This window comes from Elusimicrobiota bacterium, assembly GCA_026388155.1.
In the GTDB taxonomy this organism is placed as follows: domain Bacteria; phylum Elusimicrobiota; class Elusimicrobia; order Elusimicrobiales; family UBA9959; genus UBA9634.
Window position 1 is genome coordinate 196773 of record JAPLKI010000022.1, and the last position, 26310, is coordinate 223082.

The following is a 26310-nucleotide window of genomic DNA, read 5'->3' on the forward strand; positions in this document are numbered from 1 at the left end:
GGCCTATTTGACGGAAGGAATTGGACCTATCCGCATGCGAGCCTTTTGGACCGCGTGTTCACCCCGCCCGCGCGAATAGTGTATTATATCCGCAGGGTTTCCATTTGGCTCCAGGGGTCTTTATGAAAAAGCATATTTTACTTATTGAGAGTTCCGACATCGGCGCGCATTACAGCGCCCAGGCCGTTATGGAAATGGGATACGTCCCGGTTTTCCTGTGCGACTTGAGCCACTATCACGGTGACACGCTTGACCAGATCCGGCGTTATCGGCACTTTGACGTCCACACCGGAAATGTCGAAAAACTGGAGGGCTTTGTCAGGACGAACGGGCTCGCGGACGCTCTGGCGGCGGTGGCCTCTTTCCAGGACGCGAGGATCGCGGCGGCGGCGGAACTTGCCTTGCGTCTCGGAGTTCCGGGCCTGGACAGGAATGTCTCCAAGCTGAAGGATAAAAACTTTTCCTTCAAGCTCGTTCCGGAGTATATCCCTATAACTATCGGCTTCAGGGCCGGGCAGGTCCCGCAGGACGAGATACTGGACCTCCTGGGAATTTTTAAAATTCTCGTCGCGAAGCCCACTCTCGGCGCAGGCGGTACGGGCGTACTGAGGCTGGAGACCCCGGAAGATGTCGCGCGTCTTCCCGGGCATATCGCCGGCTGCAAGCTGCCGAAAGAACTGGATTCCGGCCGCTGGATCGTGCAAGCCTTCGCCACCGGGCCTTTGTTCAGTCTGGAAGGCTATGTCATAGACGGGCGGATCAATTATCTGGGGTTTACGGGGCGGAGGAAAGTGGGGACGACCGAAACAGGCGCCAGTTTTCCTATAGACCCGGGGATGAACCCGTCCGTCCGGGAAAACGCCAAAAGGGCCGTTGGAATTCTGGTCGAGCGCTCCGGATTCCGGAACGGCTATTTCCATGTGGAGTTTATCGAATGCGAGGAGAGCTGCCATATGATAGATCCCAATGTCGGGCGGCCCGGCGGAGGGCCGATAGCCGAGCTTCTGGCGCTTTCCTATAATGTGCCTCCTTCGGAAATATACAAGCATGCGCTCCAGGTCGGGCTGTTCCACTCTGATACGGGCAATCCGTACGGCGATCTATCGCGCAGGCGGGAGACGGAGGCGATCCTTTACGGTCTGAAAAGCGGAGGGACCATCAGGGATGTGATCTTACCGGGGCCCGTCTCCTGCCTTCACACCCGTATCCTCGGGAACGGGGCCAAGGCAAGCCCTGTCGGACAGGACGACTGGTCATGGGTGGGTATCCTGTCCGGAACATCCGGGCAGGCGAAAAAAACCGCCGGGCGTATCCGGATAGTCACTGACGAGGGGGAATTCGGCGCCTGTTTCTAGCCAATGGCTATGCCTATCAGACGGCCTAGTCTATAGCCGGCGGCCTGTTAATTGGAGAAAGTGTAGGAAATCCTGCCAGTGTAGCGCCCTTCCCAGGGATGCGCGTCAAGTCCTAACTGCATCATGGCGCCCACGGAGATCTCGCCAAACGCCGGTCCGACTTCACGCACTTCGGCGGTTATGCATTTACCGGTTGCCAGCACACAGACCTTGGCGACCTTGTTCAGCAGCTTGCGCTGGCTCCCGGGAACGACCACATAGGCGATCTGGAAGGGATTTACTTTTCCGGTAGCGGTCGTATTCTGGTGGCTGGGGTCCCGCCATTTCGCGCTTTTCCCTATGTTGCGCTGGTATTCGGCCCATTTTTTGAGGTTCTCGTCTATATATTCGCTGCTTTTGAATTCCGTCACGATCTTCATGCCGTCCGAGCACACGTTGGTGGCACTGGTCGTGATGGAGCAGGAATCCCCGTAGCAGAGATACTGGCCGTCAAGCACTTTCTCCGACTCTACAGCGGGGACGGGCGCGGGTACGGATATTTCCAACGCCCTGATTTCTGAAGCATGAATATTGTTAAGATCGGCGGCGTAAACCGAGGGGGCTAAAAGTATTGCGGCGGACAGAAGAATTGAGGGTTTCATAAAAATTCTCCTGGATATATGTTACCAGCTGCCGGGGCGTTTTGTCAGGGTCCATCGTCCCTATGCGTATAGGCCTAAAGGCCTATGCCGGCGGGAAACTCTTATATGAAAAGGAGAGGGGGAATAATCTTTAAGTCTTTGAGGTATAATGTGTATGGCCGGTTGAAAGCGGAAATACAGGTACAGGCAGGGGACAAAGTCGCCTGATATGCCGTGAACTTGCCGAGAGTACTTTGATTTCAATATGAAGAGAATATGTTTTCTTTTGTTAATCGCGGTTCCCATCCTGGTATTTTTGTCCGGGAAATCCCAAGCCTCTGACATAGGCAGCGCTTCCTGCTCCGTAACGGCGGAAATAGTCGCTGTCGGCTCTGAAACCAAGCTTCTTGATTCAGGCCGGGAATATGAAAGTACCTACATTGATTTGAAGATACGCGCCGTTGACATCAAAGCGATGCACGCAGGTCAGGAAGAGAAATGCCCGGTGGAAAAGGGGCGGATCTACAGGGCGATCGACAACGATCCCGGCACTTTCAGCGCGGGGCAGAAAATCAGGGCAGATATAGAAGCAGGTTCCGCGATGGGACCAGGCGGCGCTGTCTCTTTTTTAAACTGGGATCATCCCGCCTACGCGGACGGCGCATCGATAAGGAGCAGCCGCAATGGAGCGAATATCTCCCTCATCCAGAGCGGCGACAAGCCTTTGATCCCGTCCAAGAAGACGCGTCCCAGGAAGCCTGAAAAGCGTATGCGCGGCCTGGCCGGGCGATACCCGGACCCCGACGAGAAATATCCGTCAGCCGCGATCAGCCGGCTCAACAAGAACGGCCAGGCGGGGATCTTCAATACGGAAGGCTATATCGCCTATATCGCGCCTGATTCAAAATGCGGTCAGGATTGCGGCGGCGGTCCGACATCGTATGTCGTCATCTCAGAGAGCCCGCGCACCTTCAGCCGGTCGTCTTTCCAGTGCTCCGCGCGGGAGCTCGTGGTTTCTTTCCCCACGGACGTTCCGGTCTGGGATCTATTCCGGCTCGGCCGGAAATATAGATTCACCCTGAAGATCATCCGGCTGGGCCCGGGGGATGTGATAGTCTATCATTACCCCATGCTTGCAAAGCCGAAGATCGTCGCCGAACCCATCGGTGTTGCTGACGCCGGCGGGAAATGATCCGATAAAAGCGGGCGGGGCCTCAAAAGCTCCGCCTTTTTTATTTGTAACTAATTAGGGCGTGGGCCCTAAAGGCCTACTTTTTGGGCCAGCCGGACCTATATAAATAATAGGTATTAAAACTTCCTTGATCTGGGTACTTGGCCTCTTATGGAACAGCCCCGTTTACGCTAAACTATCAGCAATGACCTACAACAAATCCGTTTCCAAAGCCACCTCCGCAATAGTTTTTTTCGCGTTGGTCTGCGCCCTGTCGGCGCCGGCCCGCGCCGCCGGCGACTTCTCTTCTTTCTTGGACGGCTCCAACAAGGGCTCCATGGCCGAACTGATCGTAGGCCTGCGCGCCAAGAGCGCTAAAGTTCCGGCCCCTAAAGCTCCCGAAAGCAATGTTCAGCCCGATCAGGGTTTTGTCAATCAGGAAGGGACCGCGCATATATGGCCCGACATTCTTTTTCTCCGCGGGGCCGACTACGCCGAGTTCTCGTATACGATGAGCCAGAACAGGGATATGGTGCGGAAGATGCTCCTGCAGGAATTCGGCGAGCTATTCATCCCCATGGCCGCGTCCAACGCGGACCTGAACGAGCTGGCGAAAACCCTTGCCCAGATCGTCCTGACTTTTGACGAGGTGCATAACAAGCATAAGGACGAGGCCGTGCAGGGAATACCGGTATCGTTTGAAAACCAGTTCCGCGCCGAGCTTGACGAGCTTTACCGCGCTTACGGCATCGGAGACGGACTCCGCAGGGTGGATTTCCTGTATTCCGGTTCCCCCGTGGTCGTGGACGTGAAAGCGCGTTCGCAGCGCAAATCTCTGCCGATGGATATCTTTAAATCCATGGATTATGTCCTTTATGGTTCCTATACCATGCTGGGCGGAGCCAATATCTCCGTTACCCTGACCGTGGAAAAGATCAAGACCGGGCAGATACGGGGTTTTGAGGTATCCGCTCCGATCAATATCTCCATGAAACTCCTGGCCAGAAAGGTTTTTGATTTCTTACAGTCCAACGAGTACGCCGACTGGGTAAATCCCCAGCCGAACCTGCAATGGATACCTTCCGCTCCCACGCAGCCCCACACGACCGCGACCTCCGCCAGGCTTTACTGCCACGGGCAGGGAGCCAGGTTCCCTTACGCGAGGGAGCTTATTATGGCAAGCCAGGGCACCGCGTATCGCCCCGGAGGGATTCCTCCTCTTAATGAGAATGATATTTATATAGTCCTGGACAAGCAGCGCTGGGATGAGCAGCACTATTTCTTTACCGGCTCTTCCGGAGAGGCGACCGGCGGGCCGGTCAGGACCGGCGCCGGATACGGGGTGATAAACGGCGCTTACTGGTGTGTGCGCGGGCCGGTGAGCCGGGATGTCAGCTTTTATGAAGACGTCTACGCGCTTATAAGAAAACCCGAAACGCCTCAGCCGGTCCGTGCCGCTTTGGAATGCATACTGGCCAAACTGAATGACTTCGGAGCCAGGCAGGAGAACTCCGGTGCCTTTTCTACCATAGAAAAGGCGGTTGAGTTCCTTGCCAAGGAAGGCTATACCATTCAACTGCCGGACTGATTGTTCTTGCCAGTCATCAAAACTGCGCGGGCATAGCCTGCGCAGTTTTGTTTTATCAGGGGGATATGCACATTATTGAAAGATTGAATACTAAGTTGTAGTTTCATAAGGTATTGTATGCCGCGACAAGCGATCAAACTTTTAACAATATTCCCTATGGCCGGAAGGTAAGGGGGGCTCATTAGAACTCATGGCGTGATACTTGGATTGTGTGCTGGTCTCCTTGGGTGCGCCGGCGCAGCGCGGACAGATATCGCAAGGCCGACGGACTCCGGCATTCGGGCCGGCGTTTCAGCTTTTGATATTCATTTCGTTATTGACAAGGATTTTGACCGTACTCATATCTACGGGATGCTCCATCACGACGACCCCGCCGGACTGGCTTCGCGGGCCGCCTCCATGGGCATAACGCGCGATGTGGCGGAGCGCATACACGCCGCCAAAGATGTCGCGGAGGTGGCGGATGTCATCGCAAAGCTGGTGGACGAGCGGTACGGCCGGTTGGCGGCATCTCTGGGCAGTGCCCGGCAGGAGTACACCGCCCTCTGGCAGCCCATCGTTGAAAAATTCTCGAAAACAGTGACCTCAATGACCGGGCATACGTGGTTTCACCCGGGGTATGTCTGCGTCGTGTCTGTGTTTCATCCCGGTATAAGCGATTGGTACGGCAGCAAGATCGCCGCCCGATACGACCTTTCCCCGAAGCTGAAACTGCGGATAGTGGCGCATGAAATCGTGCTGTCCCATGTTTTTCAGCTGGCGCGCGCCAGCTACGGCCGGCAGCAGCTTGACGATCAGCGCTTATGGGCCTTCTCCGAAATATCGGCGGCCTTCATTCTCGGCGAGCCGTCTTTGGCCTCTCTGTGGCCGGAGCAGGCCAGGCCGGGAGAGTACTTCAGTCATTCCAACTATCCCCAGCTTGCTTCGCTTGAGGCCGAGCTTTTGCCGCTCTTCTCAGGCCGCCGCGATTTTGGGAACTATATCGACCGGTCGGTCCCGGTGCTGCTGCGGTTCCAGCAGACACGCCCTTAATCCGAAAAATTCAGTTTGCTTTTTCGGGAAGGCTGAGGGCTTAAGGCTGAAGGCTGAAGATTCACAAGTGAATTAGGGATATAACATTATTTTTTGTGGGAAGAAATGTATAAAACGGCTAAATTATCGCGTATCTCCGGGTGCGCTCATAAAACCGGGTTCCCGCCCATAGCCGGGGGAAAACCCAGAGTGCTTATATTAGGAAGTATGCCGGGGGAGGAATCGCTGAGAAAAAAGCAGTACTACGCGAATCAAAGAAATTCATTCTGGTTCATATTGAGCCGTCTGCTGAAATTCGACCCTGCCGCCGGCTATAAAGAAAGGAAAGAAATATTAAAAAAGAATAATATCGCCCTTTGGGATGTTTTGAAGGCCTGTGAAAGGGAAGGAAGCCTGGACTCGTCTATAATTGAAGCATCACTGGTCGAAAATAATTTTTTGCCTTTTTACGCGAAACATAAAACCATCAGGCGTGTTTTTTTCAACGGAGGCAGGGCTGAGAGAGATTATAAAAAGCGGGTTCTTCCGGTCGTGCAGAGCAAATACCCGCGGATTAAGTACTTAAGGCTGCCTTCCACAAGCCCTGCGATGGCAAGCCTGACAAAAGGGGGAAAGCTGGCGCGGTGGTCGGTAATTATTAAGTTTTAATCAGGGCTCGGTTTACACAGGTAAGAGAGTGATCACATGGATAAGGTTTCCAGGAAAAATCCGTGCGATCTGTCTTAAATTCGTGTGAGCATGGGGCTGCCTGGCTTTTCCGGCAGCCCCCAAGGATGGGCCTTTTGGGAAGGCTCGCTATAGGCCTAAAGCCTCTTACATAACCCGGTATTTAAAGTTATAATTTAACCAGGAAGTCCGTACCGTTTGTACACGATGGAAACTCGGGGAGGCAAAACTGCATGAACAGTAAATTGATCATAGGTCTTGTTTGCTTAGGCTTCGTAGCTTCAGCCAATGCCGCCGTAAACTTCGACCAGGGAGTAGACGTAAAAAGCGTTATCCAGCAGGCCAAAACGTCGGATACCGTAATTCCGGCCGCCAAATTTGGTATGCCGGTTTATATCAGCCGCGACTGCAAAAACATCACATTCGGTCCGTCCGATCCGCTGACCTCGGCGGTGGTGCCTCTTTCCAGCCGTGAAGAGGACCAGGATTGCCAGAACATGGGTCCCTACGTAGGCCAGATCTGCACCCCTTCGTTCCAGAACTACAGCGCCGACGCGCAGATAGTCGTAACGGAGCCCAGGGTGCTTCAGCCGGGACAGAAAGAAGTTTTTGAAGTCTGTCTCTGGGGCTCGTTCCTCAGCATGAAGCCTGTCACCACGGTTTACAAGTACTCCGTCAACAGGGTGCTGGATGTTTTCCAGATCACGCCCAAGGGTCCGATACAGGCCGCCGCGAAGGCCGCGCCGGCGCAGGATGTCTGCCAGCTGGCCATGGACGACGGCCACTTCTGCACCTATCGCTGTAAGGACGGCAGCTATATCTCCAACCCCAACCCGTTCCCGACGATACCGTCTCCCAGTCCGTGGGTGGGCCCGATATCCACACCCTGCAGGCCTACCGTGCCCAATACTCCGCTGATAACTATCATTAAGTAACTTTCGGCATTTAAAATAAAGACAGCCGGTTTAAAAACCGGCTGTTTTTTTATGCCTTTTTACCGGAACTATTTAGTCGTAACACTGGCCCGGAGCATAGTCCCTTTGACGATATCCCCTGAAGGATTGTATTATAAAGGCATAAGGGGATAAAAAATGAAAACTATTTTTCTATGTATTTGTTTTCTCGGCGCATATGTTTACAGCCCGGATAATCTCTCCGGACAGGAAAGTTTGCTGCTGAAAACCATCAAAGGGCATTCAAAAATAATCTATTCGGTCGCATTTTCACCCGACGGAAAATATATCGCGTCAGGGGGGGTGGATAATACCCTGAAAATTTGGCGTCTGGAAGATGGCTTGTGCGTTAAAACGCTTAAAGGACATAAGAGTTTCGTTAATTCAGTGGCGTTTTCTCCGGATGGGAAAAATCTTGCGTCTGCCAGCGAAGACAATACTGTGAAAATATGGAACATCGAAGACGGTTCCTGTATAAACACATTTAAAGGACACAGGGATTCCGTCTGGTCGGCGGCTTTTTTTCCGGATGGAAAACGAATCGCTTCAGGAAGCACCGATGGCACGATCAAGATCTGGCGGGTTGATTCCAGAACGCCCGACAAAACGCTAAAGGGGCATTCAGGATATGTTTATTCGGTCTCCATCTCGTCCGACGGTAAACACATCGCTTCCGGAAGCGCGGATCACACCATAAAGATCTGGGATGTCGAAAGCGGCGGCTGCGTAAGAACGCTTGAGGGGCACCGCGATGCCGTCAGTTCAGTGGCTTTCTCTAAAACAGGCAATTATCTTGCCTCCGGAAGCGATGACGGCTCTGTTAAGATCTGGCGGATTAAGGACGGTGTGTGCGTAAAAACTTTTACCGGCCAGCAACAGCCGGTTCTTGCCGTCGCGTATTCCCCGGACGGCACTTACGTCTTTTCCGGGGCCGGCGATAACACGGTAAACGCCTGGCATGTTTCCGACGGCGCGCTCACGAGAACGTTTAAAGGGCACAGTGGTTCGGTAAAATCCGTGGCTCTTTCCCCGGATGGGAAATATCTGGCGTCCGGAAGTTTTGATAAAACCATTAAGCTATGGCTGACGCCATGGGAGGCGGACAGCCGCGACAAAGAAATGCAGACACTGGATGGAATAGAAGCCGAGAAAAACAAAAATTACGATATCCACTATGAGGCGGGGCTTCAGCTGTTGTCTTCGCCGACAATGTCGAACCTTAAAAAGTCGATAGCGGAATTTAAACAGGCGCTTTCCTATAAACAAAACATAAGCTGTGAGGAAAAACTTAATGAGGCTGTGAACTCCCTGAACCGAAAGAAACAGGAAATAAAACGACTGGCAGCAACAGGTTTGGAATATTTGCTGTGCGCTTTTGCGCTGCTGGCTGTTGTGTGGGCTGTTTTCAAGTCAAAAAGGAACGCCAGATTAAGGAAGACTTTGCCGGATGCGATAAAAAACGAGACGCTTTCCGGAAGCTATGAAAACGCCTTTAAACTATACACTGAATACAAGGCGATCGGCGGAAAACCGCAGAACCTGCCCCAGCAGGAGCTGCTTGAGCTTTATCGCGGCATGCGGGCTCTTGACGATCTGCCTAAGGAAGATATCCCTTATTATTTTTTATTGTCTTACGCGGTTAAGTTCGTGAAAGAAGGCAATTATAAAATGGCGGTAAACATGTTGCGTTCCGGCCGGCTATCGGACGAGTTTGTAAAACCCGAGGACTATGACGCGTTTGTCGCTATATACGAGGAAATCAACAGGCCGGAAACTCTGCTGATGTTAAAGCTCGATCCTTCCACCTTTTCAGGCCTTGCTGAAGCGTTCTTTAAGATCAAGAACTACGACTGCTGTGAAAAAATGTGCGGTTTAAAAAAACAGTTTTATGCCGCGAAAATTTCACCCAGGGACACGGAACTTCTATCCGCCTGCCAAAAGGCCATAGAAGAAGCCAGGGTGTTGAAGAAAGACTCCTGAATCGGACGGCGCTGCAGTAACTGCCGTTATGTCCGCGAGGGACATGAACCGCCCGCTGCATGCCCGGCCTGCGGACATCTCAAGGCTTATTTTAAGGTGCCGGCGGAGCACTGATAATAACAGGCGATGGGTAAAGGGTTTGATTCTGCCGGAAAATATAAAGGAGATGCATATGCGCTATGTCTGTATGCTGCTGGGACTGTTGACGGGCAAGACTAAAGTCAAGTGCGTGGAGTGCAAAAACCTTGATTCCGAGAACAAATGCTACGGCCATAAGATGCCGGACGATATTATCAATAAACCGATCATGTGCGGGTTTTATAAGTCAAAGTAATTTCCAATTATGGTATCGGATCATCGATGAAACATTTGACCTGGAACGAGCTCGAAGCCGGATTGGACGGGGTCCGGCAGTCGCCCAAAGACGAGGGCTCGCTGGAACTGATAGTCAGACGGCCTGAAGCCGGAGAGCGTGAGGTGTTGGAAGAAGGCGAACTTAATCCGGCGGAAGGGCTTGTGGGGGACAATTGGAGCAAGCGCGGCAGTTCCCGTACACCGGATGGAAAGCCTGATCCCGCGACCCAGCTTACTATCATGAATTCCCGCGCTGCCGCCCTTGTGGCGCGGGAGAAAAACAGATGGCAGCTTGCGGGGGATCAGCTTTTTATAGACCTCGATCTGAGCTCCGGAAATTTACCTCCCGGGACTAAATTAGTTCTCGGCTCGGCAGTGATAGCGGTCAGCGCCGAGCCTCACACAGGCTGTAAACAATTTTCGGAGTGGTTCGGGCCGGATGCGGCGAAGTTCGTTAATTCCCCGGCGGGCAAACAACTCAACCTCCGCGGCATCAATGCCAGGGTCGTTAAATCCGGAACGTTCCGTGTAGGCGATGTGGTTAAAAAAATTTAACGCGCGAAACAGCGCGGATTTGAGCGCAAAAAGATGGATAAAAAAACTGAAATACCCAGCGCCGCCGCCGCTGAGGCCGCGAACGTCTCAGGCGCCCGGACAGCGGTAGAGTTGGCAGGTTTGTGTAAGACGTATTCCCTGCTTTTCGGGTCTAAGGTCGATGCGCTCTCCGATGTCACAGCAACCCTTTACTGGAACGAGGTGGTCGGTATAGCGGGCCCTAACGGCGCCGGCAAATCCACACTGCTTTCTATCCTGCTGGGGTTCCTCGGTCCAACCGGAGGAACGGCGCTTATACGGGGCATGGCGCCGCGCGAATATGTCCAGAGGGAGGGTATCGCTTATCTCCCCGAACTTATCCGCATACCCCCGAAATGGACCGTGGAAACGGCTTTGCGGCGCCTCGGCGCCCTGGGAAGCATGCCCCGCGCCGCTATGGGGCCGCGCGTGGAGACTGTTATCGCGGAGCTGGGGCTTGGCGAGTACAGGGGAGCGCCGGCGGGGCGTTTATCCAAAGGCACCCTGCAAAGGCTTGGCATAGCCCAAACGCTCATGGCCGACAGCGACCTTATGATCTTTGACGAACCGTCAAACGGTCTGGACCCCGTGTGGATACCGCGCTTTCGGGAGCTGGTGCGCAAGCTGCGCCGTCCCGGGCGCCTGATCCTTATCGCCTCGCACAACCTGGACGAGTTGGAACGCCTCACGGACCGGGTCGCTATCCTTGACCGCGGCCGCCTGCAGCGCGTAGTGCGGTCCGGAGCCGTCGTTCCCTCGGCTTCGTTCCGGCTGAAGCTTGGGGCGCCTTGCGCGGCGCTCAAAGAAATATTTCCCGAAGCCGTGTCAGTGGAAGGGCGGGAGAACGAGTACAGGCTTGAAGGGGATGCAGGCGCCCTGAACCTCGGGCTGGCAAAATTACTGGCGGCCGGCGCCGTTGTTTCCGCGTTCCAGCCGGACCAAAGCGGCCTTGAGCGCGCCTTCCGTTCATCTGTAAAAAAACCAGTATGATAAAACTGCCATGGGGTTATGCCGGCTGGATGCTGCGTGATATGTCGGGAGCTTTTCTGACCCCGCTACTTATGCTTGCGGTGGCGTTCTTATTGCCCGCCGTGGTGTCGGCAGGCGGCCCCGGCGGCCCCCTGGGTCTTTTCCCCTATGTCCTCAACTTCTGCGCTTTCGTGGCGATCCTGTCGCTGACAAAGTCCATCGTCAACAGAGACCTGAAACGCGGTTATTACAGGATCTTTTTTTCCCGCCCCCTGGACCCCCGCGGCTATTATATTCTGCGCTGGCTGTTGGGCGGAGTCTCCCTGCATGTTTTCGCTGTGTTATTTGAGGGGATATACTATTGGAAGTACGGGTTTTTTCCGCCGGTTTTGCACTATGCGTGGCAGCTTTCTTTGCAATACCTCGTGGCGGGAGGCCTCGTCTTCTTCCTTTCAAGCATATTCCCCATGGACATATTTGTCGCCCTGCCCCTTTGTCTTCTCTCCCTTTACGCGCACAATACATTATTCTGCCCCGACTGGCTCCGGCATATCTCGGTTCTCCTGCCGCCGCTTTACTTGTGCAGCGCGGTCGGGCCGGTGACCGGCGGGCTTGATCTGATATACGCCGCGGTTTACGGCGGATGTCTGGTCGCGGGGGCTCTTCTGGCTCTTAGGCTCCGCCGTTTCGGAGAAGGCGGACGGGGGGATTAGGGGAAAGCCATTAGCCTGCTGAAATATTTTAGAAGGTGTACACAAACCCGCCTGTGAGGCCTATCCCGTAAAATTTTGGAGAGTTGCTGCCGGCGAAGGATCTGTATCCTTCGGCCAGCAGGTGCGCCCGCCAGTTGGAATTGGCGAACTGCCATTCGTAGCCGACTCCCGCGTTCCATGCGGTGTACCAGCCCAGCAGGGGGGTCTTGAAGTCGGATTTGTCAGCCGGGCCGGATATAGAGTGAGCGGACAGGCCCAGGCGCATGATCACATAGCGCGTTTGCGGCGTGCCCAGCGGGATAAGCGCAAGTTCCATTCCCACGGGAATTTCAAAATGGGTCAGCCGGGCTTCGGTTCCGTCCAGTTTCTGCCGGCTCAGCCGGTTGTATTTTAACCCGCCGTAGTAGCGGACCCATGAGAAAAGATGCCCGCCCAAAAGCACTTGGGGACCTGAATTCTGCGTTATGGTTTCCACTTTCCCGTCGGCTGCCGTCGCAAGCAGTGTGTCGGTGACCATGTTCAGGGTAAAATAGCGGGCTTTCCTGGGCGCGGCGCGTTCGCCCTTCGCGGCGGCTACTTTTTTTACCTGGCCGGTAATAGGGACCTGCTGGTCGGATTTGAGGAATTTCAGGAACTCCTGCTTCTCTTTTTCTCCCCATGCCGCCTGGGCCTTCAAATCAGGCAGCGCCTGCGCGCGGACCGGCGCGAGCTGGCTTACTATTATCAGACAGAAGAGCATGAAAACCGCTATTTTCATGGGAATTAGATTACACGGATTTAAAAAACGATCGCACATATTTTTTAGCAGACCCCATATAATACACTATTGCATTTGCCACCGGCAAATATGCTAAAAATATATCTGAATGATACTGTTCCGCGCCAAAGTTTTTAAGTGTTTCCGGCTGTCTGCCGGCCTGTTATTCTTTGCGGCGGCGGCGCAGGCCAGGTCCATTGCCGACGCCAGAAATGAGGTCGTTCACGAGACGCTGAGATATCTGAACGTGCCCTATTTATGGGGAGGCATGCACCCGAAGACCGGGTTGGACTGCTCGGCATTCGTCCAACTGGTATACCGTACGGCGGACCTGCACGTGCCCCGCGTTGCCCGTGATCAGTTTGACGAGACCCTGTATTTGAAGCCTGCCGGCGTACTGCCGGGCGATCTGCTTTTCTTCTCGATGAAGAATCCCGGAACGGCAAAAGTGGATCACGTGGGCATTTATGTCGGGAAGGGCTTTTTTGTGCATGCCTCCGTTACTAACGGAATTCACATAGACTCTATTACAAACCCGTACTACTTCCAGCGTCTGGTCAGCCTCAGAAAATACCGCGGATTTTAGCGACATTCAGGTTGTCCGGTTCACGGTTCATCGGTTCCCGGTTATTTTTTTTACAATCTTTTTGTGTTCCCTGATTCCCAACCGTTGAACCGCTGAACTGTGAACCTGCATTTCCCCAGCTTTAGCCGGAAATTTCCCTGCCCATTCGGCCTATTTTATAATAGGCCTTAAAACTTAATAACTCTGCCCTAAAGCCTTTGGAACGGCGGTAATTAAGAGGTATAAATATTATACCGGAGAAATTTACCGGCCAGCGACACAGGTATATAGGGAGATGCAACAGATGAAAAAAACTGCAAATATCCTGATAGCGGCGTTTCTCGCCATTTCCGCCTACGGTGTTTTGAAGGCTTCTGATTTTGAAACAGACCTAAATAATATAGAGAACAAATCAGCCGTCGCGGCCGTAAATCCGGTTTCACCTCCGGCGCCGGCGAACTCCGGAACAAGATGGTGGAGCGTAGCTTTCTTCGGTTCCGCTCACAACGCCATTACAAAAGCCGCCCTGAGTTTTACGAATAAAACGGAATTCCCCGATATCGGGCGCGCCAATAGTGTCCTAATGACCGGCGGCAGCGATGAATCGGGGCATCCCAACAGCGCGGCCAACGGCGGCCTGACGAAAGATCTGTGGTATGGGAAAACGCCTGCCAGCAAAGGCGGGGTCCTTTATAATTACGAGCAGTTCGATTCCACTTCGGCGTATGAAAGGCTTGGAATTATCTGCCATCTCACTCAGGACCAGGCCGTTCCCACTCACGCTGCCAACATAAAACACAGCACCGGTGACAGTTTTGAGGGTTGGCCTTCCTGGGACAACAAAGTGAATATTTCCGCCTCCCGTTACAATGCGGATATTGAGCCTTACGCGTATTACCAGCAAGTTCAGGACGAGACAAGAAGTCATCTTTCACAATGGGTGAATCCCGCCACAGGCAAACCTTACTGGGTCCCGGCGGATAACGCTCCTCCGCTCGGTCAGGACATTACTTACGGGCCCTGGGGCCATTACGGCGGCGACCGGAACAGCGACCTTTGGGCCGTTCCGGAGCAATCGAATAATTCGGACGGGGGCAATAATAACAATAAATGGATTACAGCGACCCCGGAAATACGCTTCCGTCAGCTGGCGGAGGCGGGAGCAGCCACTGTGGCGGTGTTGGAATCCGCTTCAAAAAAGCTGCCTCCTTTAGTGGCGAATCTTTCCGTCAGCCCGAAAACTGTCCGCGCCGGTGAAGCGGTCTACATAAAATTCACCGCTCTGGATAACCGCTCGAACGAAGTGACTTACAAGCTGAATGTTTACCGGGACGGGGTTTTACAGGGCGTGGCGCTGCAGGGAATAATGGCGTTAAAAAATCCCGCTTCCGGCGATATCATGCTGAGCGCCGCGACCGCCGCTGTGTGGATGCCCGAGATAAACGGCCGGCCCATGGCGCCGGGGAAGTATGTGCTGGAACTCAGCCTTACCGACGGCGACGGCAATATCACTCCGGATGAAGTGAACTTGGACTCAAATCCCCTGAACGACACAAAGACCGCGCTTACGGTAAATTAAACCGCGTGCCGGATGCGGGAAAATATACAGGAGTTTTTATAATGAAGAAACTGATAGCTGCGATGTTTATAGCCATATCCGCCGGGACGTTTGCCCTGGCGCAGGAGACGGGAAATGGAGCGAAAATAGCGGCGCCGAATCTCCCCGCGTATTTTGACGAGAGCGCGGCCGGCAAAGTGTTTGCGGTGCCGGTTGACGGCACGATAGAAATCCGGCTTGCCGAAAATCCAGCCACGGGATATATGTGGTCTGCGGATAAGCCCGATACACGGATTTTTCAGATCGTTTCAGATGAATTCGTTGCCGCGAAGGGTGTTCGTGTGTTCAAACTAAAATGCCTGCGGATGGGCAGTGCGGTACTAAAATTCGCCTATACGCGGCCCTGGGAGGAAAATGTGAACCCGGCGAAAACATTTCACATGAAGTTCGAGGTCGTGCAATTCTAGTGGTTGTGCAGTATCAAAAAAAAGGCTCCCGGAGAAGGGAGCCTTTTGATTTTCAGCTGCTTGGGCCCTGTAGCTAAAACCTGGTTATTCTTTTTTTGCCAGTGCGGTTTTTACCGCTTCCGTGAAGTCGTCCATGTGGAAGGGTTTGGTAAAGAAAGCGGCCACCTGCGGGAAACGCTCAAACATTACCTTTGAGGAGTCCAGACCGGATATCACTATGATAGGCAGACGGTTGAATCCCACACTGTCGGAAATTGTAATGACCAGCGAATAGCCGTCTATTCCCGGCAGCATTACATCCATTATTACCAGGTCGGGTTTATAGGACTGCAGAGTGTCAAGCGCTTCTTGTCCGTTGGCGCAGATTTCCACCTGATGTCCAAGCGGTTCCAAAACTCCCCGCAGCGCGTTCGGAATATCAGGGTCGTCATCCACAATAAGTATTTTGTTTCCCATACCGTAATTAAACACAAATTAAGAAAAGCGGTCAAGCGAAAATCTTCCCGCAAAACAAATACCGCGGCAGGTTTGCGCGTGCGGGCGGGAGTTTTAAAAGCGCAATTATCCCGCATGCAATGAAAGTCCCGTTTCACTTTTACGTCGCCGCGTTGGTGAATTTGCTATTATTGATTGAGAATTGAAGTTTACTTAAATTAACGCGGGGAGATGGGGTTTCAAAGCTTGCTTTTGAGGGCTGTGCCGCAATCTTCAAATATCGAAGCGAGGATCAAAAGGCGGCTGAACTATGACTAACAACACGCAGTTTGGAGTTGCCGGACGGGTTAGAAGCGTTTTTCATGCCGTTAACGGCTTATCGCTTATGCTGAAATCCCAGCATAACGCCCGGATCCACGCCTTCTTTACGATTGCCGTTATTGTTTCAGGTTTCTGCTTCCATCTCGGCAATTGCGAGTGGTGCGTGATTATTCTGGCCATTGCCGCCGTATGGGCCGCCGAGGCTTTCAATACGGCCATTGAATCACTTGTGAATCTGGCTTCTCCCGAGTTCCATCCGCTGGCAGGCAGAGCTAAAGATATCGCCGCCGGAGCTGTGTTGATTTCCGCCATCGGTTCGGCGGCAGCGGGCCTTGTCATATTCGGCCCTTATTTCCGGGCGTTGTTTATACGGGTTGAATAGAATCCCATACGACATCAGGCAGTTTGAAAAGGCGCGGGTGATTTTCTCCGACAGGGATGAAAATGTTTTCTGCAATATTGTAGAATTTAGCATGGGCGCGGACGGGGTTCGTGCCTGTGCGTTAAAAAAAAGGGGGGGGACATGAATTGTATTGCGATAATACTGTTGCTGGGGGGCATAAACTGTATAGCCGGAGAAATGCCCAAAAACTGGGAGTTCAAGTCCGGCGACGTCCTGTCCATTCAGGCGGAGACGGCCTCGGGGGAAATAAAACTCGTCGTTTCGGAGGCGCCGACCGTAAAAGTGGAGCTTATCGGCGAATATTCCCCGGATAAATGCGAAATAACTTCCGAGCTGAACGGCGGAACGCTTTTCCTGAAAGCCAAAAATAACGAGAAAAAAAAGCATTTCTGGAACAGCGGCTGCAAGGCCGGCTTTTCCGTGACGGCCTCGGCGGAAAAACAGCTTGAAATAAAAACCGGCGCCGGCGCCGTTTATGTCAGCTCTTTTTCGGTGGGCGCCGCGATCACGGCGGGAGCTGGAACCATCAAGCTGGACGGCCTTTCCGGGGCGATCCGCATAACAAGCGGGGCCGGCAGGATTCTCGGCGATATCTATTCCGAAAAATTTGACTGTAAAAGCGGCGCCGGCGATGTAGCCGTCAACTGGCTCAGGCCGCCTAAATACGGTTCCGCCGCGATTACTACGGGCGCGGGCAGAGTGTCCCTTGGATTCCCCAAAGACAGCAGACTGAATATCTCCCATAAAAGCGGGTTCGGTAGCTTTAACAGCGACTTTGCAAGCGACTCTTCCGCGCCGTTCATTTTAAATATAAAAACCGGAGCGGGCAGCGTGAAGGTAAAGCGGAAGTAGCGCTGTTTCCCTCGTAGAATTACGATGAATTCCCCTCATGCATGCACATGCGGAAAAAACAGAGGCGGGAATTAAGGCGCGGGGGGGATTGATTTTTACGGTGGCGTGTGTTAGACTAGAAACAAGGCCATCATGAATATTAAAGGAACCCGGGTTTTATTTTCGGCCGCGCTTCCGCTTGCTTTTGCCGGCCGCTTATTCGCCGCCGGTCAGCCGGTTTCCTCCGACGCCGATTTTGCGGCGCAGCTTTCCGCTGTGCAGCAGGCGTCTTTCAAACAGGTCAAGGCCGTTAACAGGCCGGCAACTGACAGATACCCCGACCTTCCTCCTACCCGCAAGGTCGAGGGGATAGGCATCTCACACTCAGGCACACCTTTTGACATACCGTATTTTTCATTCCCGCAGATAGCCAAACTGATAAAAGAGTCGGGCGGCACGCATTACAGGTCCCATCTTCCCCTGAACGAGCCTATTGCGCTTATTTCCAAAGCGGACATGGCGCGCCTAAGGCAGGCAACGACCGATTTCGCGCTTTTGGACTCCATGATCGGCGAACTTTCCAAAAACGGGCGCTGGAACAGGATGGATATTCTGGTTAACGCATTCACCGTACAGGGTATAAAGGTGTCATTTGTGACCGGCTGCGGCTACCGGAAAGAAGCCCCGTTCGCTGAAATGGAAGACGGGAGCACCGTGCAGGTTTCCCCTGACAGGCTTGGGCGGGATGTTTACGTGACGTTCCTGAAATGGGTGGTAGGCGCCGGAGTGCGCAGGTACGCGGACCGGGTTTTTGTCTGGCAGGTTGAAAATGAGATAAATGTGGCCCAAATCCATGCAATGTCCAACTGGCGGATAAAGGAGCCCTCATGGGGGGATAAGGATTTTCAGCACCGCCTGTTGCGCGAACTTGCCGCCGTGGTTCATAACGAGGGGGCGAAGCGCGGAGTTGTTTTACGGACTACGCAGAATTACGCCACACTGGCCGCGGAATGGGAAAGCTATGTAAAGGCTGCGGGCGACGACGGGATAGACATCGTCGGCGTGGATCTTTACGGCAACTATTTCTTCGGCCTCCCGCTCAGGGACAAGGAAATGGCCGATATCGTAGCCAGAGCCAAGCAGCTCGCAGGCGTCCGGTCCGTATGGGTGCTTGAGGCCGGCTACTCCCGCGAACCGCTCGTGCGCGGCTTTTCGCCGGAGACGCAGGCCGAATATTTCAAAAGGCTGTTTGACCGCTGTTTCAGGTCGGGGGCGGATGTCGTGCTCGCCTTTGGCTGGTTCTGGAATCCCAAAGGCTGGTTTATGGACGGCGACAGCCAGCCTCAATGGTGGTCTCCGATGGCGGCGGAGCCTTATTGGAGCCCCATAGAAATACGCCCCGGCGACAATGGAAAGGAAATTTTTCACCCCGCCTGGACGGAATTCCATAAAGCCGCCTCCAAGTGGCTTCCGCGCTGACAAGTTCCCGCTGTCCCCGATTATTATGTTTTAAGGTTTTATCACCGCGATATGTCGTCGCGGTGGCCTGTTATGCTATCCGGGCTTGTATAAAACATCCGCAGGATTTTTGTGCGCGGGTATGTCGTTTCAAGCGGCAAATTGTTATTATTAAGGATGATGTTTTGTAACTATCCAGGCTGTTCAGGCTGCAGGCTGAGGGCGGAAGAACCCAAGAGAGTTTTCCAAACTTCAGCCTTCAGCCCTCAGCTTTAAGCCTTCCGATGTTTTTAAGGATTACATGGACGGAGAGTTGAAAAAGTCCGGGAAAGGCGGATTCAGCCGGCCAGCCGTAGGTGCGGCGGGCGCTGACTTGCCGTTGCCCGTCTTTTTGAATAGCGACAGGTATTTTTTCTACGCCTTGCTTGCCGCGGCAATTTTCGCCATGCTTTGCGCTTACCTGCAGTTCAATCTAATCCCTTACGGCATAGAGCGGTTTCACTTAAGCCCCGGGCTTGCCGCCTGTCTGGCTTTCCTGTCGGCGCTGGGCATTGGCTGCGGCAAATTCTGCTCTGACCGGCTTTCCGGCCGTGATATAGAGTTCGGCGTTGTACCGGCGGGAGCTTTCTTGCTGGCGTTTTCCATGTCGGCTTTGGATTTCCTGCCGCCGCGTCTTCAACTGGCGGCGCCTGTGATAGCGCTTGCCGGTTTGGGAGCCGGGCTTTTCATGGCGCCCATAGACAGCTATCTACTGCGCCGCGCCGCCGGCGATGCGCCTACCGCGTCCGTCGCCGCGCGCGTGGGGCTGGCCGGCGCGCTTTTAGGCGCGGGTTTTGCCCTTCTTAATTATGCCCTTGGTTTTAGCGCCGGGCGGGGGTTCCTGGTTATGGGCTTTGTTACGCTGGCGCCCGCGGCGGCTTCCCTTAAGCTTATGCCGGATTTCCTGCTCAGGTTTATAGCCCTGGTTTTAACGCGCGGTTTATACAAGATACGGGTAAGCGGCCTTGAGAACATTCCGCTGGAAGGCCCTGCGCTGCTCGTATGCAACCATATCTCTTACATGGATCCGCTGCTTTTAATAGCCACCCAGCGGCGCCGTCTGCGTTTCATCATGACGCGGGAGATCTACCAGGGCTGGTCTTTCATCACGCCCATCTTCCGGATTTTCGGCTGCATACCCATAGAGATGACGGATCCCCCCAAGAAAATAGTGGCGTCTCTTCAGGCGGCGCGTAAGGCCATGGACGACGGTTTCCTGGTGGTCATCTTTGCCGAGGGAGCGGTTACGCGCACCGGGATGCTAAGGGAGTTCCGCCAGGGTTTTACAAAAATAATGAAGAACAGCGCCTATCCCATTATCCCGGTGTATATCGGCGGAGCGTGGGGTACTCTCACCAGCTATTATCACGGGCGGTTCGTAAAACAATGGAAAGGCTGGTTCCGCTGCGAAGTATCGGTCATATTCGGCCGGCCCATGCCCGCCGCTTCAGGCGCTGGTGAAGTGCGCCTGGCGGTCATGGAGCTTTCCTGCGACTATTTCAAAGAAAGGAAATCCGCCCGCGTAAGCCTGGGCCGCGAGTTTATCAGTATCGCGCGCGCGAACTGGGACCGCGTTATATTAAGCGACAGTTCGGGCGTAAAACTGACCTACGGCGCCCTGCTCACAGGCGCCCTTGAACTGACCGCGGCTATAGAGGAAAGGACCAAGGGCTGTGAGAATGTCGGCCTGCTCCTGCCGCCGTCTGTCGCGGCGGCGCTGATGAACCTGGCCGTGACTTTGGCGGGAAAGATCCCCGTCAACCTGAATTACAAGGTTTCAAAAGAAGCTCTTGGCGCGGCTATAGAGGAATGCGGTATACGGTCCGTGATAACTTCCCGGGTTTTCCCGGGGGATACCGGCGTCCCGCTCAGCGAGGACCAGGCCTTATATCTTGAAGACCTTCTTCCGGGCGCCGGTAAAGAGCCGGGAGATTTTTCCGGAATAAAAGCCAGGGTGTCGCCCGCTTCCAGGCTCCTGAAAGAAAAGGCGTTTGACCCGGGCGACACGGCCGCCATACTATTCACTTCCGGTTCCACCGGCGCGCCCAAGGGAGTAATGCTGAGCCATCACAATATACTTTCAAATATAGAATCCCTGCGCATTGTTTTCGCTCTGACGGGAAAAGACCGTATGTGCTCGGCTCTGCCTTTCTTCCACTCGCTCGGTTACACGGCTTCTTTCTGGTATCCCCTGCTAAGCGTTGTGCCTGTTGTTTATCACCATAACCCGCTTGACGCCGGGACTATGGTCCGGCTGGTGCGTGAGCGCGGTGCCACCATGCTTTTTGCCACCCCGGCGCTTCTGCGCCTTTACACCCGCAAAGCGAAAAAAGAGGATTTATCAACGCTGCGGCATGTAATAGTGGGGGCGGAGAAGCTTAAGGCATCGCTTGCCGAAGCGTTCAGGGCAAAATTCGGCCTGCGCCCGCTTGAGGGCTACGGCTCCGCCGAACTGTCGCCCGTAGCGGCTTTGTCGGTGCAGCATGCCGACTTTGACAAGGAGTTTCAGACGGGCTGGAAAGAAGGCAGCGCGGGCCTGCCTTTGCCCGGCGTGGCTATGAAAGTTGTGGATTTTAAGACCGGCGGGCCCGCGGCGCCGGGCAGTGAGGGGCATTTGCTGGTGAAAGGGCCCAATGTTATGAAAGGCTATTTGAACCGTCCTGAACTCAGCGCTGAAGCGCTTAAGGACGGCTGGTACAGGACTGGGGATGTCGCCCGTGTGGACGAGGAAGGCTTTGTAACGATAGAGGACCGCTTATCCCGCTTTACTGAGATCGCGGGTGAAATGGTGCCGCACCTGGCGCTTGAGGAAGCGCTGCAGGACGGGCTTGGCCTGGAGAAGCGGGTGGTGGGGGTCAGTTCGGCTCCGGACGGCCACGGCGGAGAGCGGCTGGCTGTGTTGTATACCTCCAGAGCCGGAGACGCCCAAAAATTGCGTTCTATAATTGCCGCAAGCTCTCTGCCGGATTCCTGGAAGCCGCGGCACGCCAGCTATTACAAAGTTGACACCATACCTCTTACAGGCGGCCGGCTGGATCTGAAAGCCCTTAAACAAAAAGCCCTGGAACTGACAGGCGCAGACAACCTGAAAAAGTAGCTGTTTTTACCACTGATCGCCGCTTAAATTTTAACCGGAAAACTGAACTGTATGGAAGAAACCAAAAGCGGACTTGAAGAAAAAATAAAAGAAATGCCTAAGGCGGAGCTGCACCGGCACCTTGAGGGCTGCGTGCGCGTACCCACTATAATAAAACTGGCACGCCAATATGGCCTTAAACTGCCCACTTTTGATGCAGGGGAACTTGCCAAAACAGCCAAACTCCACGCCCCCATGAATTCTTTGGCCGCCGTGCTAAAGATGTTCGAAATAGTTCAGTCGGTTTTTGTTTCCTATACGGCGCTCGAAGAGATAACTTTCCAGGCGCTTGAAGACGCTTATAAAAATGAGAATATAAAGCTTCTGGAATTGCGCTATAGCCCCGATTTTATGCTTCAAGGAAAGGATCTGGACTGGCAGAAGTCTTTGGAGGTCATGCGCGGGGTAGTGGAAAAATTTGAAAAGGCCAACGCTTTCGTCGGCGGGATAATCGTTATCGCTTCCCGGAGCTATGGCATGAATTCGGTGCTTAAAACAATTGATTTTGCCGTTAAGAACAAAGCCGGCATAATAGGTTTTGACCTGGCGGATAACGAAATAGATTATCCCTCCCGCATATACAGGGAAGCCGTAAAAAAACTCCGACAGGCCGGAATACCGCTTACGGTGCATTCCGGCGAGGAGGGAAAGTACACGCAGGTAATAGAGACTATCGAAGCGCTGTGTCCCCGGCGCATCGGCCACGGAGTTAAAGCGGCCGACGACCCTTCCGGCCGCGCGATGCGGCTTATAAAAGAAAACGCCATAACCATCGAGGCTAACCCGTACAGTAATTATCTTACCCATGCCGTAGATTCACTTGAAGCTCATCCGCTGAAAAAATTTATCGAATCCGGCTTAAGCGTATGTATCGGCGCCGACGACCCTGAAATACTGGATACCAGCCTTAATAAAGAATATCGTTTATGCGTGGAAAAAATGGGCCTTTCATTTAGGGACCTTGATTACACCATAAAATGCGCCCTGAACGGTTCCTTTCTTAACCGGGATAAAAAACAGCAGGCTGCGGATTTTCTCCGCTAACCAGCAGATGGTGCCTCCCGCCTATAATTTGCTAATCGCTATTTGCTATTCGCTGTAACTTCGGTAGACAGGCGGCCTTTTATTTTGGGATAATATCCCTGTAGCGGGCAACTTGCTGTATTAAGGAGAGGTAACAATGAAAAACATATTAAAAATAGCGCTGTTTTCTGTCTTAACTGTGGGGTTATTTGCAGGTATGGCAAAAGCTGACCCTTTTTCCGACTTCAAGAAGCAGGTGCAGTTGCAGGGTACTGCCCTGCTGAAACCCTTCGCTGAAGACTTCGGCGGGCTGCTGGGCGGGGCTGATTTCACCACCGGCCGCTCTCTCGGTTTCCCCGGTTTTGACGCGGGCGTTGCGGTTACCATGCAGTCAAAGCCTAACTCAAAGGACCTTCTCCTTAAAAACGCCAAGGTTAACGCTTTCGGAGTGCCGCTGGCGCAGATTTCGGCCGGCCTGCCGCTGATCGGCGCGAATATAGCGGTGCGCGGCATCACGGTTTCGGGCTTATCAATAATGGGCGGAGGCCTGCGCTATCCGGTGTTTAAGAGCGGAACACTCACCAAGTTCATACCTGATGTGTCCGTTTCGGCCTTTTACGACACTATTGATTACAAATATTTCAAAGGCAGCCACATGTCTTTTGACGTGTCGGCCTCGCTGAATATCCCTATTATTAAGCCTTTTGTCGGCCTTGGTTTAGACCATACCAGCCTTGAGGTAAAGGGTGTGCCCGGGTTCAATGGCGTGACCGCCAAAACATCGTTCAAACCCCGCTACACGGCGGGCATTAAATTCTCTCCCATGCCGCTGCTTTATGTGTATGGTGCCTACAGTTCACTGCATGGCAATAGCGGTTACCAAGCCGGCCTTGGGGCGAGATTCTAATAAGAGTGTAGAGAATATAGACGAGAGTGTAGAGTAAGAAGCAAACATTCGTAAGGAGACCTCTACACTATCCGCTATTTACTCTCTACTATGCAAAGGAGTTTATCATGGAAACCAATCAAACACTTAGCACGGAGTCCCAGAACTGTCTTGAAATGATCGAAACTTATGGGGCCAACAATTATCACCCTCTGCCGATAATAATCGCGCAGGGAAAAGGCGTGTGGGTTAAAGATCTGGAAGGCCGCAGATATATGGACATGTTAAGCGCCTATTCGGCTCTTAACCACGGCCACAGGCATCCGAAAGTGATCAAGTCGCTCACCACGCAGGCTAAAAAGGTCACGCTCACTTCGCGAGCTTTCAATAACGACCAGATAGGGCCGTTTTTTAAAGAGCTTTGTGAATTTACCGGCTATGAAATGACTCTGCCCATGAACACCGGCGCTGAAGCCGTTGAGACCGCCCTCAAGGCGGCGCGCAAATGGGGTTACAAAGTAAAGGGCGTGCCGGAAGGCCAGGCCGAGATAATAGTCTGCTCCAATAATTTCCATGGCCGCACCGTGACCATAGTGTCTTTTTCCACCGAGCCGCAGTACAAGGATGGTTTTGGGCCGTTCACTCCCGGCTTTAAGGTAGTGCCCTACGGCAACCTTGAAGAGTTAAAAGCCGCCGTAACGCCTAATACCGTGGCTTTCCTGGTGGAACCGATACAGGGCGAGGCGGGCATAATAGTGCCGCCGGCGGGCTACCTGAAAGCCGCCTACGATATCTGCAAAGCCAGCAGGGTCCTTTTCGTGGCCGATGAAATACAGACCGGTTTCGGCCGCACCGGAAAAAAATTCTGCTGCGAGCACGAGGGCGTGAAGCCGGACATGATGATACTCGGCAAGGCGCTCGGCGGGGGGGTAATGCCCATTTCCGCCGTGGTGTCCTCCAAAGAAGTTCTGGGCGTGTTCAACCCGGGGGACCACGGAAGCACTTTCGGAGGCAATCCGCTGGCCTGCGCGGTGGCCCGGGCCGCCTTAAAAGTTCTAACCGAGGAAAACCTGGTTGAAAATTCACGCGAGATCGGCGAATATTTCATGGACAAATTACGCTCCATAAAAGGCCCGAACATAAAAGAAGTACGCGGCAAAGGCCTGCTTATAGGCGTTGAACTTAACGGTCCCGCCAGGCCCTTTTGCGAGCAGCTTATGAACCTTGGCCTGCTTGCCAAAGAAACGCATGACCATGTGATCCGCTTCGCTCCGCCGCTGATCATCACGAAGAAAGAGATCGACTGGGCTTTCAGGCGGATAAAGAAAGTGCTGCGTAAATAATAAATAGCGAATAGCAAATGGCGACTAACGGATAGCGTGCGGGGAACTTATATTCCCCCGGCGCTATCCGTTGGACTTTTAGACCCATACCTTTTTAGGGTTCTCTTCTGCTTGTGACATGTGACTTGAAACCTGTGACCTTTCTTTATGGCTGTTCCGTCAAAAAACCGTAACTGGCTCTATTTCCAGGTAACTTTTGCCGCCGCGGTCTGGGGCGCGTCTTACCCCTTTACAAAGTATCTCGTTACCGAAATCTCGCCGCTTTCAATAGTAACCGCCCGCACGCTTATAGGCGTGCTGCTGCTTCTTTTCCTGAGCGGTGCGCGCCTTAAAGCGGCGGATTGCAAGCCGTCCCTGTTGTGGAAAGTGCTGCTAATGTCCCTGCTGGGCGTTTCAATCCAGCAATATGTGCAGGCCTACGCGCTGAAATACACACAGGCCTCCCACGCGGGGTGGCTTATAGCTACCATACCTATCCTGGTGGCCGGATTAATGGCCGCCTTTGGTGAAAAAATAGGTCCCTTCAAAATAGTTGCCTTCATTTTAGGCTTTGCGGGCGCAGTGCTGGTGGTGTTCTCAAAAACAGGGGCGGCGGCTTTTTCTCTGCCTTCCACGCGCGGCGACCTTATCTTCATGATAAGTTGCTTCGCCTGGGCCTTTTACGTCCTGCTTAACAGGAAATGGCTTACCTTTTGGCCGCAGGCCAAGGTGACCACGGTTACCATGCTGGTGGCGCTTTTAACCCTGCTGCCGGCCTGGCTGGTTTCCGGCGGGCCCGCTGAGTTTGTCCGGGTAACGGCGCGCGGCTGGGTAAGCCTTGCGTATCTTGGCGTGCTTTCTACGGCTTTTGCGTACCTGTTCTGGAATAATTCGGTTGAAGGACTGGGCCCTGTAACATCTTCCTATTTTATATATCTTCAGCCTTTTGCCACTTTGCTTTCCGCTTATTTTTTTCTGGGCGAGGCGGCCGCTCCGTCCGCGATCTTCGGCGGTCTGCTTATACTTGCAGGGGTATATTTTGTTAACATTAACAGAGTCACGGGTTTCAGGTTTCAGGCCGCAGGTCCGAACGGCTTTAAACCGGACTGATAAATAAAAAACGGAAAAAGGAACC

At 53.5% G+C, this 26310-nt stretch carries 25 protein-coding genes; 22 read left to right on the forward strand and 3 right to left on the reverse strand.

From position 1 onward, the window contains the following. The first annotated feature begins 122 nt into the window (after positions 1 to 122). On the forward strand, positions 123 to 1355 hold the full coding sequence (locus NTX59_11005; protein ID MCX5786204.1) for a hypothetical protein: 1233 nt from the start codon (positions 123 to 125) through the stop codon (positions 1353 to 1355). Between the two features lie 47 nt (positions 1356 to 1402). Here the strand turns inward: NTX59_11005 and NTX59_11010 are convergent, their stop codons facing one another. Then, positions 1403 to 1996 carry a hypothetical protein gene (locus NTX59_11010; GenBank protein ID MCX5786205.1) on the reverse strand — a complete coding sequence of 198 codons (594 nt, stop codon included), beginning with the start codon at positions 1994 to 1996 and terminating at the stop codon, positions 1403 to 1405. Between the two features lie 244 nt (positions 1997 to 2240). On the opposite strand from NTX59_11010, the gene NTX59_11015 reads away from it, so the two are divergent. The 10 genes from NTX59_11015 to NTX59_11060 all read left to right on the forward strand — a co-directional run bounded on the left by NTX59_11015 (position 2241) and on the right by NTX59_11060 (position 11974). After that, positions 2241 to 3167 carry a hypothetical protein gene (locus tag NTX59_11015; protein MCX5786206.1) on the forward strand — a complete coding sequence of 309 codons (927 nt, stop codon included), beginning with the start codon at positions 2241 to 2243 and terminating at the stop codon, positions 3165 to 3167. A 184-nt stretch (positions 3168 to 3351) separates the two neighbouring features. Beyond that, positions 3352 to 4734: a hypothetical protein gene (locus tag NTX59_11020; protein MCX5786207.1), complete on the forward strand. Its 1383-nt coding sequence runs from the start codon at positions 3352 to 3354 to the stop codon at positions 4732 to 4734. A gap of 207 nt (positions 4735 to 4941) precedes the next feature. Continuing rightward, a complete protein-coding gene (locus NTX59_11025; protein ID MCX5786208.1) occupies positions 4942 to 5766 on the forward strand; it encodes a hypothetical protein in 825 nt (274 codons plus the stop codon). 105 nt (positions 5767 to 5871) lie between these two features. After that, positions 5872 to 6414 (forward strand): DNA-deoxyinosine glycosylase, encoded by a 543-nt coding sequence (locus NTX59_11030; protein ID MCX5786209.1) that lies wholly within the window; start codon positions 5872 to 5874, stop codon positions 6412 to 6414. A gap of 251 nt (positions 6415 to 6665) precedes the next feature. After that, a complete protein-coding gene (locus NTX59_11035) occupies positions 6666 to 7367 on the forward strand; it encodes a hypothetical protein (protein ID MCX5786210.1) in 702 nt (233 codons plus the stop codon). Positions 7368 to 7523: 156 nt separating this feature from the next. Continuing rightward, entirely contained in the window at positions 7524 to 9365 is a 1842-nt protein-coding gene (locus tag NTX59_11040; GenBank protein ID MCX5786211.1) for a WD40 repeat domain-containing protein, read from the forward strand. A gap of 172 nt (positions 9366 to 9537) precedes the next feature. Continuing rightward, positions 9538 to 9699 (forward strand): hypothetical protein, encoded by a 162-nt coding sequence (locus tag NTX59_11045; GenBank protein ID MCX5786212.1) that lies wholly within the window; start codon positions 9538 to 9540, stop codon positions 9697 to 9699. Between the two features lie 26 nt (positions 9700 to 9725). Continuing rightward, positions 9726 to 10274, forward strand: coding sequence for an MOSC domain-containing protein (locus NTX59_11050; protein ID MCX5786213.1), 549 nt, complete (start codon positions 9726 to 9728; stop codon positions 10272 to 10274). Positions 10275 to 10307: 33 nt separating this feature from the next. Continuing rightward, positions 10308 to 11282 carry an ABC transporter ATP-binding protein gene (locus NTX59_11055; protein MCX5786214.1) on the forward strand — a complete coding sequence of 325 codons (975 nt, stop codon included), beginning with the start codon at positions 10308 to 10310 and terminating at the stop codon, positions 11280 to 11282. Next, entirely contained in the window at positions 11279 to 11974 is a 696-nt protein-coding gene (locus NTX59_11060; protein MCX5786215.1) for a hypothetical protein, read from the forward strand. Before NTX59_11055 ends, NTX59_11060 begins: the two co-directional genes overlap by 4 nt. Before the next feature lie 28 nt (positions 11975 to 12002). On the opposite strand, the gene NTX59_11065 is transcribed toward NTX59_11060, so the two are convergent. Next, positions 12003 to 12731, reverse strand: a complete 729-nt coding sequence (locus tag NTX59_11065; GenBank protein MCX5786216.1) for a hypothetical protein — start codon at positions 12729 to 12731, stop codon at positions 12003 to 12005. A 109-nt stretch (positions 12732 to 12840) separates the two neighbouring features. Between NTX59_11065 and NTX59_11070 the strand changes: the two genes are divergently transcribed. The 3 genes from NTX59_11070 to NTX59_11080 all read left to right on the forward strand — a co-directional run bounded on the left by NTX59_11070 (position 12841) and on the right by NTX59_11080 (position 15321). Continuing rightward, a complete protein-coding gene (locus NTX59_11070) occupies positions 12841 to 13317 on the forward strand; it encodes a C40 family peptidase (protein ID MCX5786217.1) in 477 nt (158 codons plus the stop codon). A 283-nt stretch (positions 13318 to 13600) separates the two neighbouring features. Next, a complete protein-coding gene (locus NTX59_11075) occupies positions 13601 to 14875 on the forward strand; it encodes a hypothetical protein (GenBank protein ID MCX5786218.1) in 1275 nt (424 codons plus the stop codon). 41 nt (positions 14876 to 14916) lie between these two features. Then, positions 14917 to 15321 carry a protease inhibitor I42 family protein gene (locus NTX59_11080; GenBank protein MCX5786219.1) on the forward strand — a complete coding sequence of 135 codons (405 nt, stop codon included), beginning with the start codon at positions 14917 to 14919 and terminating at the stop codon, positions 15319 to 15321. Positions 15322 to 15405: 84 nt separating this feature from the next. Here the strand turns inward: NTX59_11080 and NTX59_11085 are convergent, their stop codons facing one another. After that, positions 15406 to 15777: a response regulator gene (locus NTX59_11085; protein MCX5786220.1), complete on the reverse strand. Its 372-nt coding sequence runs from the start codon at positions 15775 to 15777 to the stop codon at positions 15406 to 15408. A gap of 289 nt (positions 15778 to 16066) precedes the next feature. On the opposite strand from NTX59_11085, the gene NTX59_11090 reads away from it, so the two are divergent. From NTX59_11090 to NTX59_11125, 8 genes are all read left to right on the forward strand, one after another. After that, positions 16067 to 16459 carry a diacylglycerol kinase family protein gene (locus tag NTX59_11090; protein MCX5786221.1) on the forward strand — a complete coding sequence of 131 codons (393 nt, stop codon included), beginning with the start codon at positions 16067 to 16069 and terminating at the stop codon, positions 16457 to 16459. Positions 16460 to 16600: 141 nt separating this feature from the next. Continuing rightward, entirely contained in the window at positions 16601 to 17332 is a 732-nt protein-coding gene (locus NTX59_11095; protein ID MCX5786222.1) for a hypothetical protein, read from the forward strand. A 132-nt stretch (positions 17333 to 17464) separates the two neighbouring features. Then, positions 17465 to 18790 carry a hypothetical protein gene (locus tag NTX59_11100; protein ID MCX5786223.1) on the forward strand — a complete coding sequence of 442 codons (1326 nt, stop codon included), beginning with the start codon at positions 17465 to 17467 and terminating at the stop codon, positions 18788 to 18790. Positions 18791 to 19070: 280 nt separating this feature from the next. Further along, complete coding sequence (locus tag NTX59_11105) at positions 19071 to 21905, forward strand: AMP-binding protein (protein MCX5786224.1); 2835 nt, start codon at positions 19071 to 19073, stop codon at positions 21903 to 21905. 51 nt (positions 21906 to 21956) lie between these two features. After that, a complete protein-coding gene (gene add, locus NTX59_11110) occupies positions 21957 to 22988 on the forward strand; it encodes an adenosine deaminase (GenBank protein MCX5786225.1) in 1032 nt (343 codons plus the stop codon). 136 nt (positions 22989 to 23124) lie between these two features. Beyond that, positions 23125 to 23874: a hypothetical protein gene (locus NTX59_11115; protein ID MCX5786226.1), complete on the forward strand. Its 750-nt coding sequence runs from the start codon at positions 23125 to 23127 to the stop codon at positions 23872 to 23874. Positions 23875 to 23981: 107 nt separating this feature from the next. Then, complete coding sequence (locus tag NTX59_11120) at positions 23982 to 25196, forward strand: ornithine--oxo-acid transaminase (protein ID MCX5786227.1); 1215 nt, start codon at positions 23982 to 23984, stop codon at positions 25194 to 25196. Between the two features lie 147 nt (positions 25197 to 25343). Then, positions 25344 to 26285, forward strand: a complete 942-nt coding sequence (locus NTX59_11125) for a DMT family transporter (GenBank protein MCX5786228.1) — start codon at positions 25344 to 25346, stop codon at positions 26283 to 26285. Positions 26286 to 26310: the final 25 nt, after the last annotated feature.

Coding starts and splice junctions, on each gene's coding strand:
- NTX59_11005 (MCX5786204.1), top strand. CDS start 123: ATGAAAAAGCATATTTTACTTATTGAGAGTTCCGACATCGGCGCGCAT.
- NTX59_11010 (MCX5786205.1), bottom strand. CDS start 1,996: ATGAAACCCTCAATTCTTCTGTCCGCCGCAATACTTTTAGCCCCCTCG.
- NTX59_11015 (MCX5786206.1), top strand. CDS start 2,241: ATGAAGAGAATATGTTTTCTTTTGTTAATCGCGGTTCCCATCCTGGTA.
- NTX59_11020 (MCX5786207.1), top strand. CDS start 3,352: ATGACCTACAACAAATCCGTTTCCAAAGCCACCTCCGCAATAGTTTTT.
- NTX59_11030 (MCX5786209.1), top strand. CDS start 5,872: ATGTATAAAACGGCTAAATTATCGCGTATCTCCGGGTGCGCTCATAAA.
- NTX59_11035 (MCX5786210.1), top strand. CDS start 6,666: ATGAACAGTAAATTGATCATAGGTCTTGTTTGCTTAGGCTTCGTAGCT.
- NTX59_11040 (MCX5786211.1), top strand. CDS start 7,524: ATGAAAACTATTTTTCTATGTATTTGTTTTCTCGGCGCATATGTTTAC.
- NTX59_11045 (MCX5786212.1), top strand. CDS start 9,538: ATGCGCTATGTCTGTATGCTGCTGGGACTGTTGACGGGCAAGACTAAA.
- NTX59_11050 (MCX5786213.1), top strand. CDS start 9,726: ATGAAACATTTGACCTGGAACGAGCTCGAAGCCGGATTGGACGGGGTC.
- NTX59_11055 (MCX5786214.1), top strand. CDS start 10,308: ATGGATAAAAAAACTGAAATACCCAGCGCCGCCGCCGCTGAGGCCGCG.
- NTX59_11060 (MCX5786215.1), top strand. CDS start 11,279: ATGATAAAACTGCCATGGGGTTATGCCGGCTGGATGCTGCGTGATATG.
- NTX59_11065 (MCX5786216.1), bottom strand. CDS start 12,731: ATGAAAATAGCGGTTTTCATGCTCTTCTGTCTGATAATAGTAAGCCAG.
- NTX59_11070 (MCX5786217.1), top strand. CDS start 12,841: ATGATACTGTTCCGCGCCAAAGTTTTTAAGTGTTTCCGGCTGTCTGCC.
- NTX59_11075 (MCX5786218.1), top strand. CDS start 13,601: ATGAAAAAAACTGCAAATATCCTGATAGCGGCGTTTCTCGCCATTTCC.
- NTX59_11080 (MCX5786219.1), top strand. CDS start 14,917: ATGAAGAAACTGATAGCTGCGATGTTTATAGCCATATCCGCCGGGACG.
- NTX59_11085 (MCX5786220.1), bottom strand. CDS start 15,777: ATGGGAAACAAAATACTTATTGTGGATGACGACCCTGATATTCCGAAC.
- NTX59_11090 (MCX5786221.1), top strand. CDS start 16,067: ATGACTAACAACACGCAGTTTGGAGTTGCCGGACGGGTTAGAAGCGTT.
- NTX59_11095 (MCX5786222.1), top strand. CDS start 16,601: ATGAATTGTATTGCGATAATACTGTTGCTGGGGGGCATAAACTGTATA.
- NTX59_11100 (MCX5786223.1), top strand. CDS start 17,465: ATGAATATTAAAGGAACCCGGGTTTTATTTTCGGCCGCGCTTCCGCTT.
- NTX59_11105 (MCX5786224.1), top strand. CDS start 19,071: ATGGACGGAGAGTTGAAAAAGTCCGGGAAAGGCGGATTCAGCCGGCCA.
- add (MCX5786225.1), top strand. CDS start 21,957: ATGGAAGAAACCAAAAGCGGACTTGAAGAAAAAATAAAAGAAATGCCT.
- NTX59_11115 (MCX5786226.1), top strand. CDS start 23,125: ATGAAAAACATATTAAAAATAGCGCTGTTTTCTGTCTTAACTGTGGGG.
- NTX59_11120 (MCX5786227.1), top strand. CDS start 23,982: ATGGAAACCAATCAAACACTTAGCACGGAGTCCCAGAACTGTCTTGAA.
- NTX59_11125 (MCX5786228.1), top strand. CDS start 25,344: ATGGCTGTTCCGTCAAAAAACCGTAACTGGCTCTATTTCCAGGTAACT.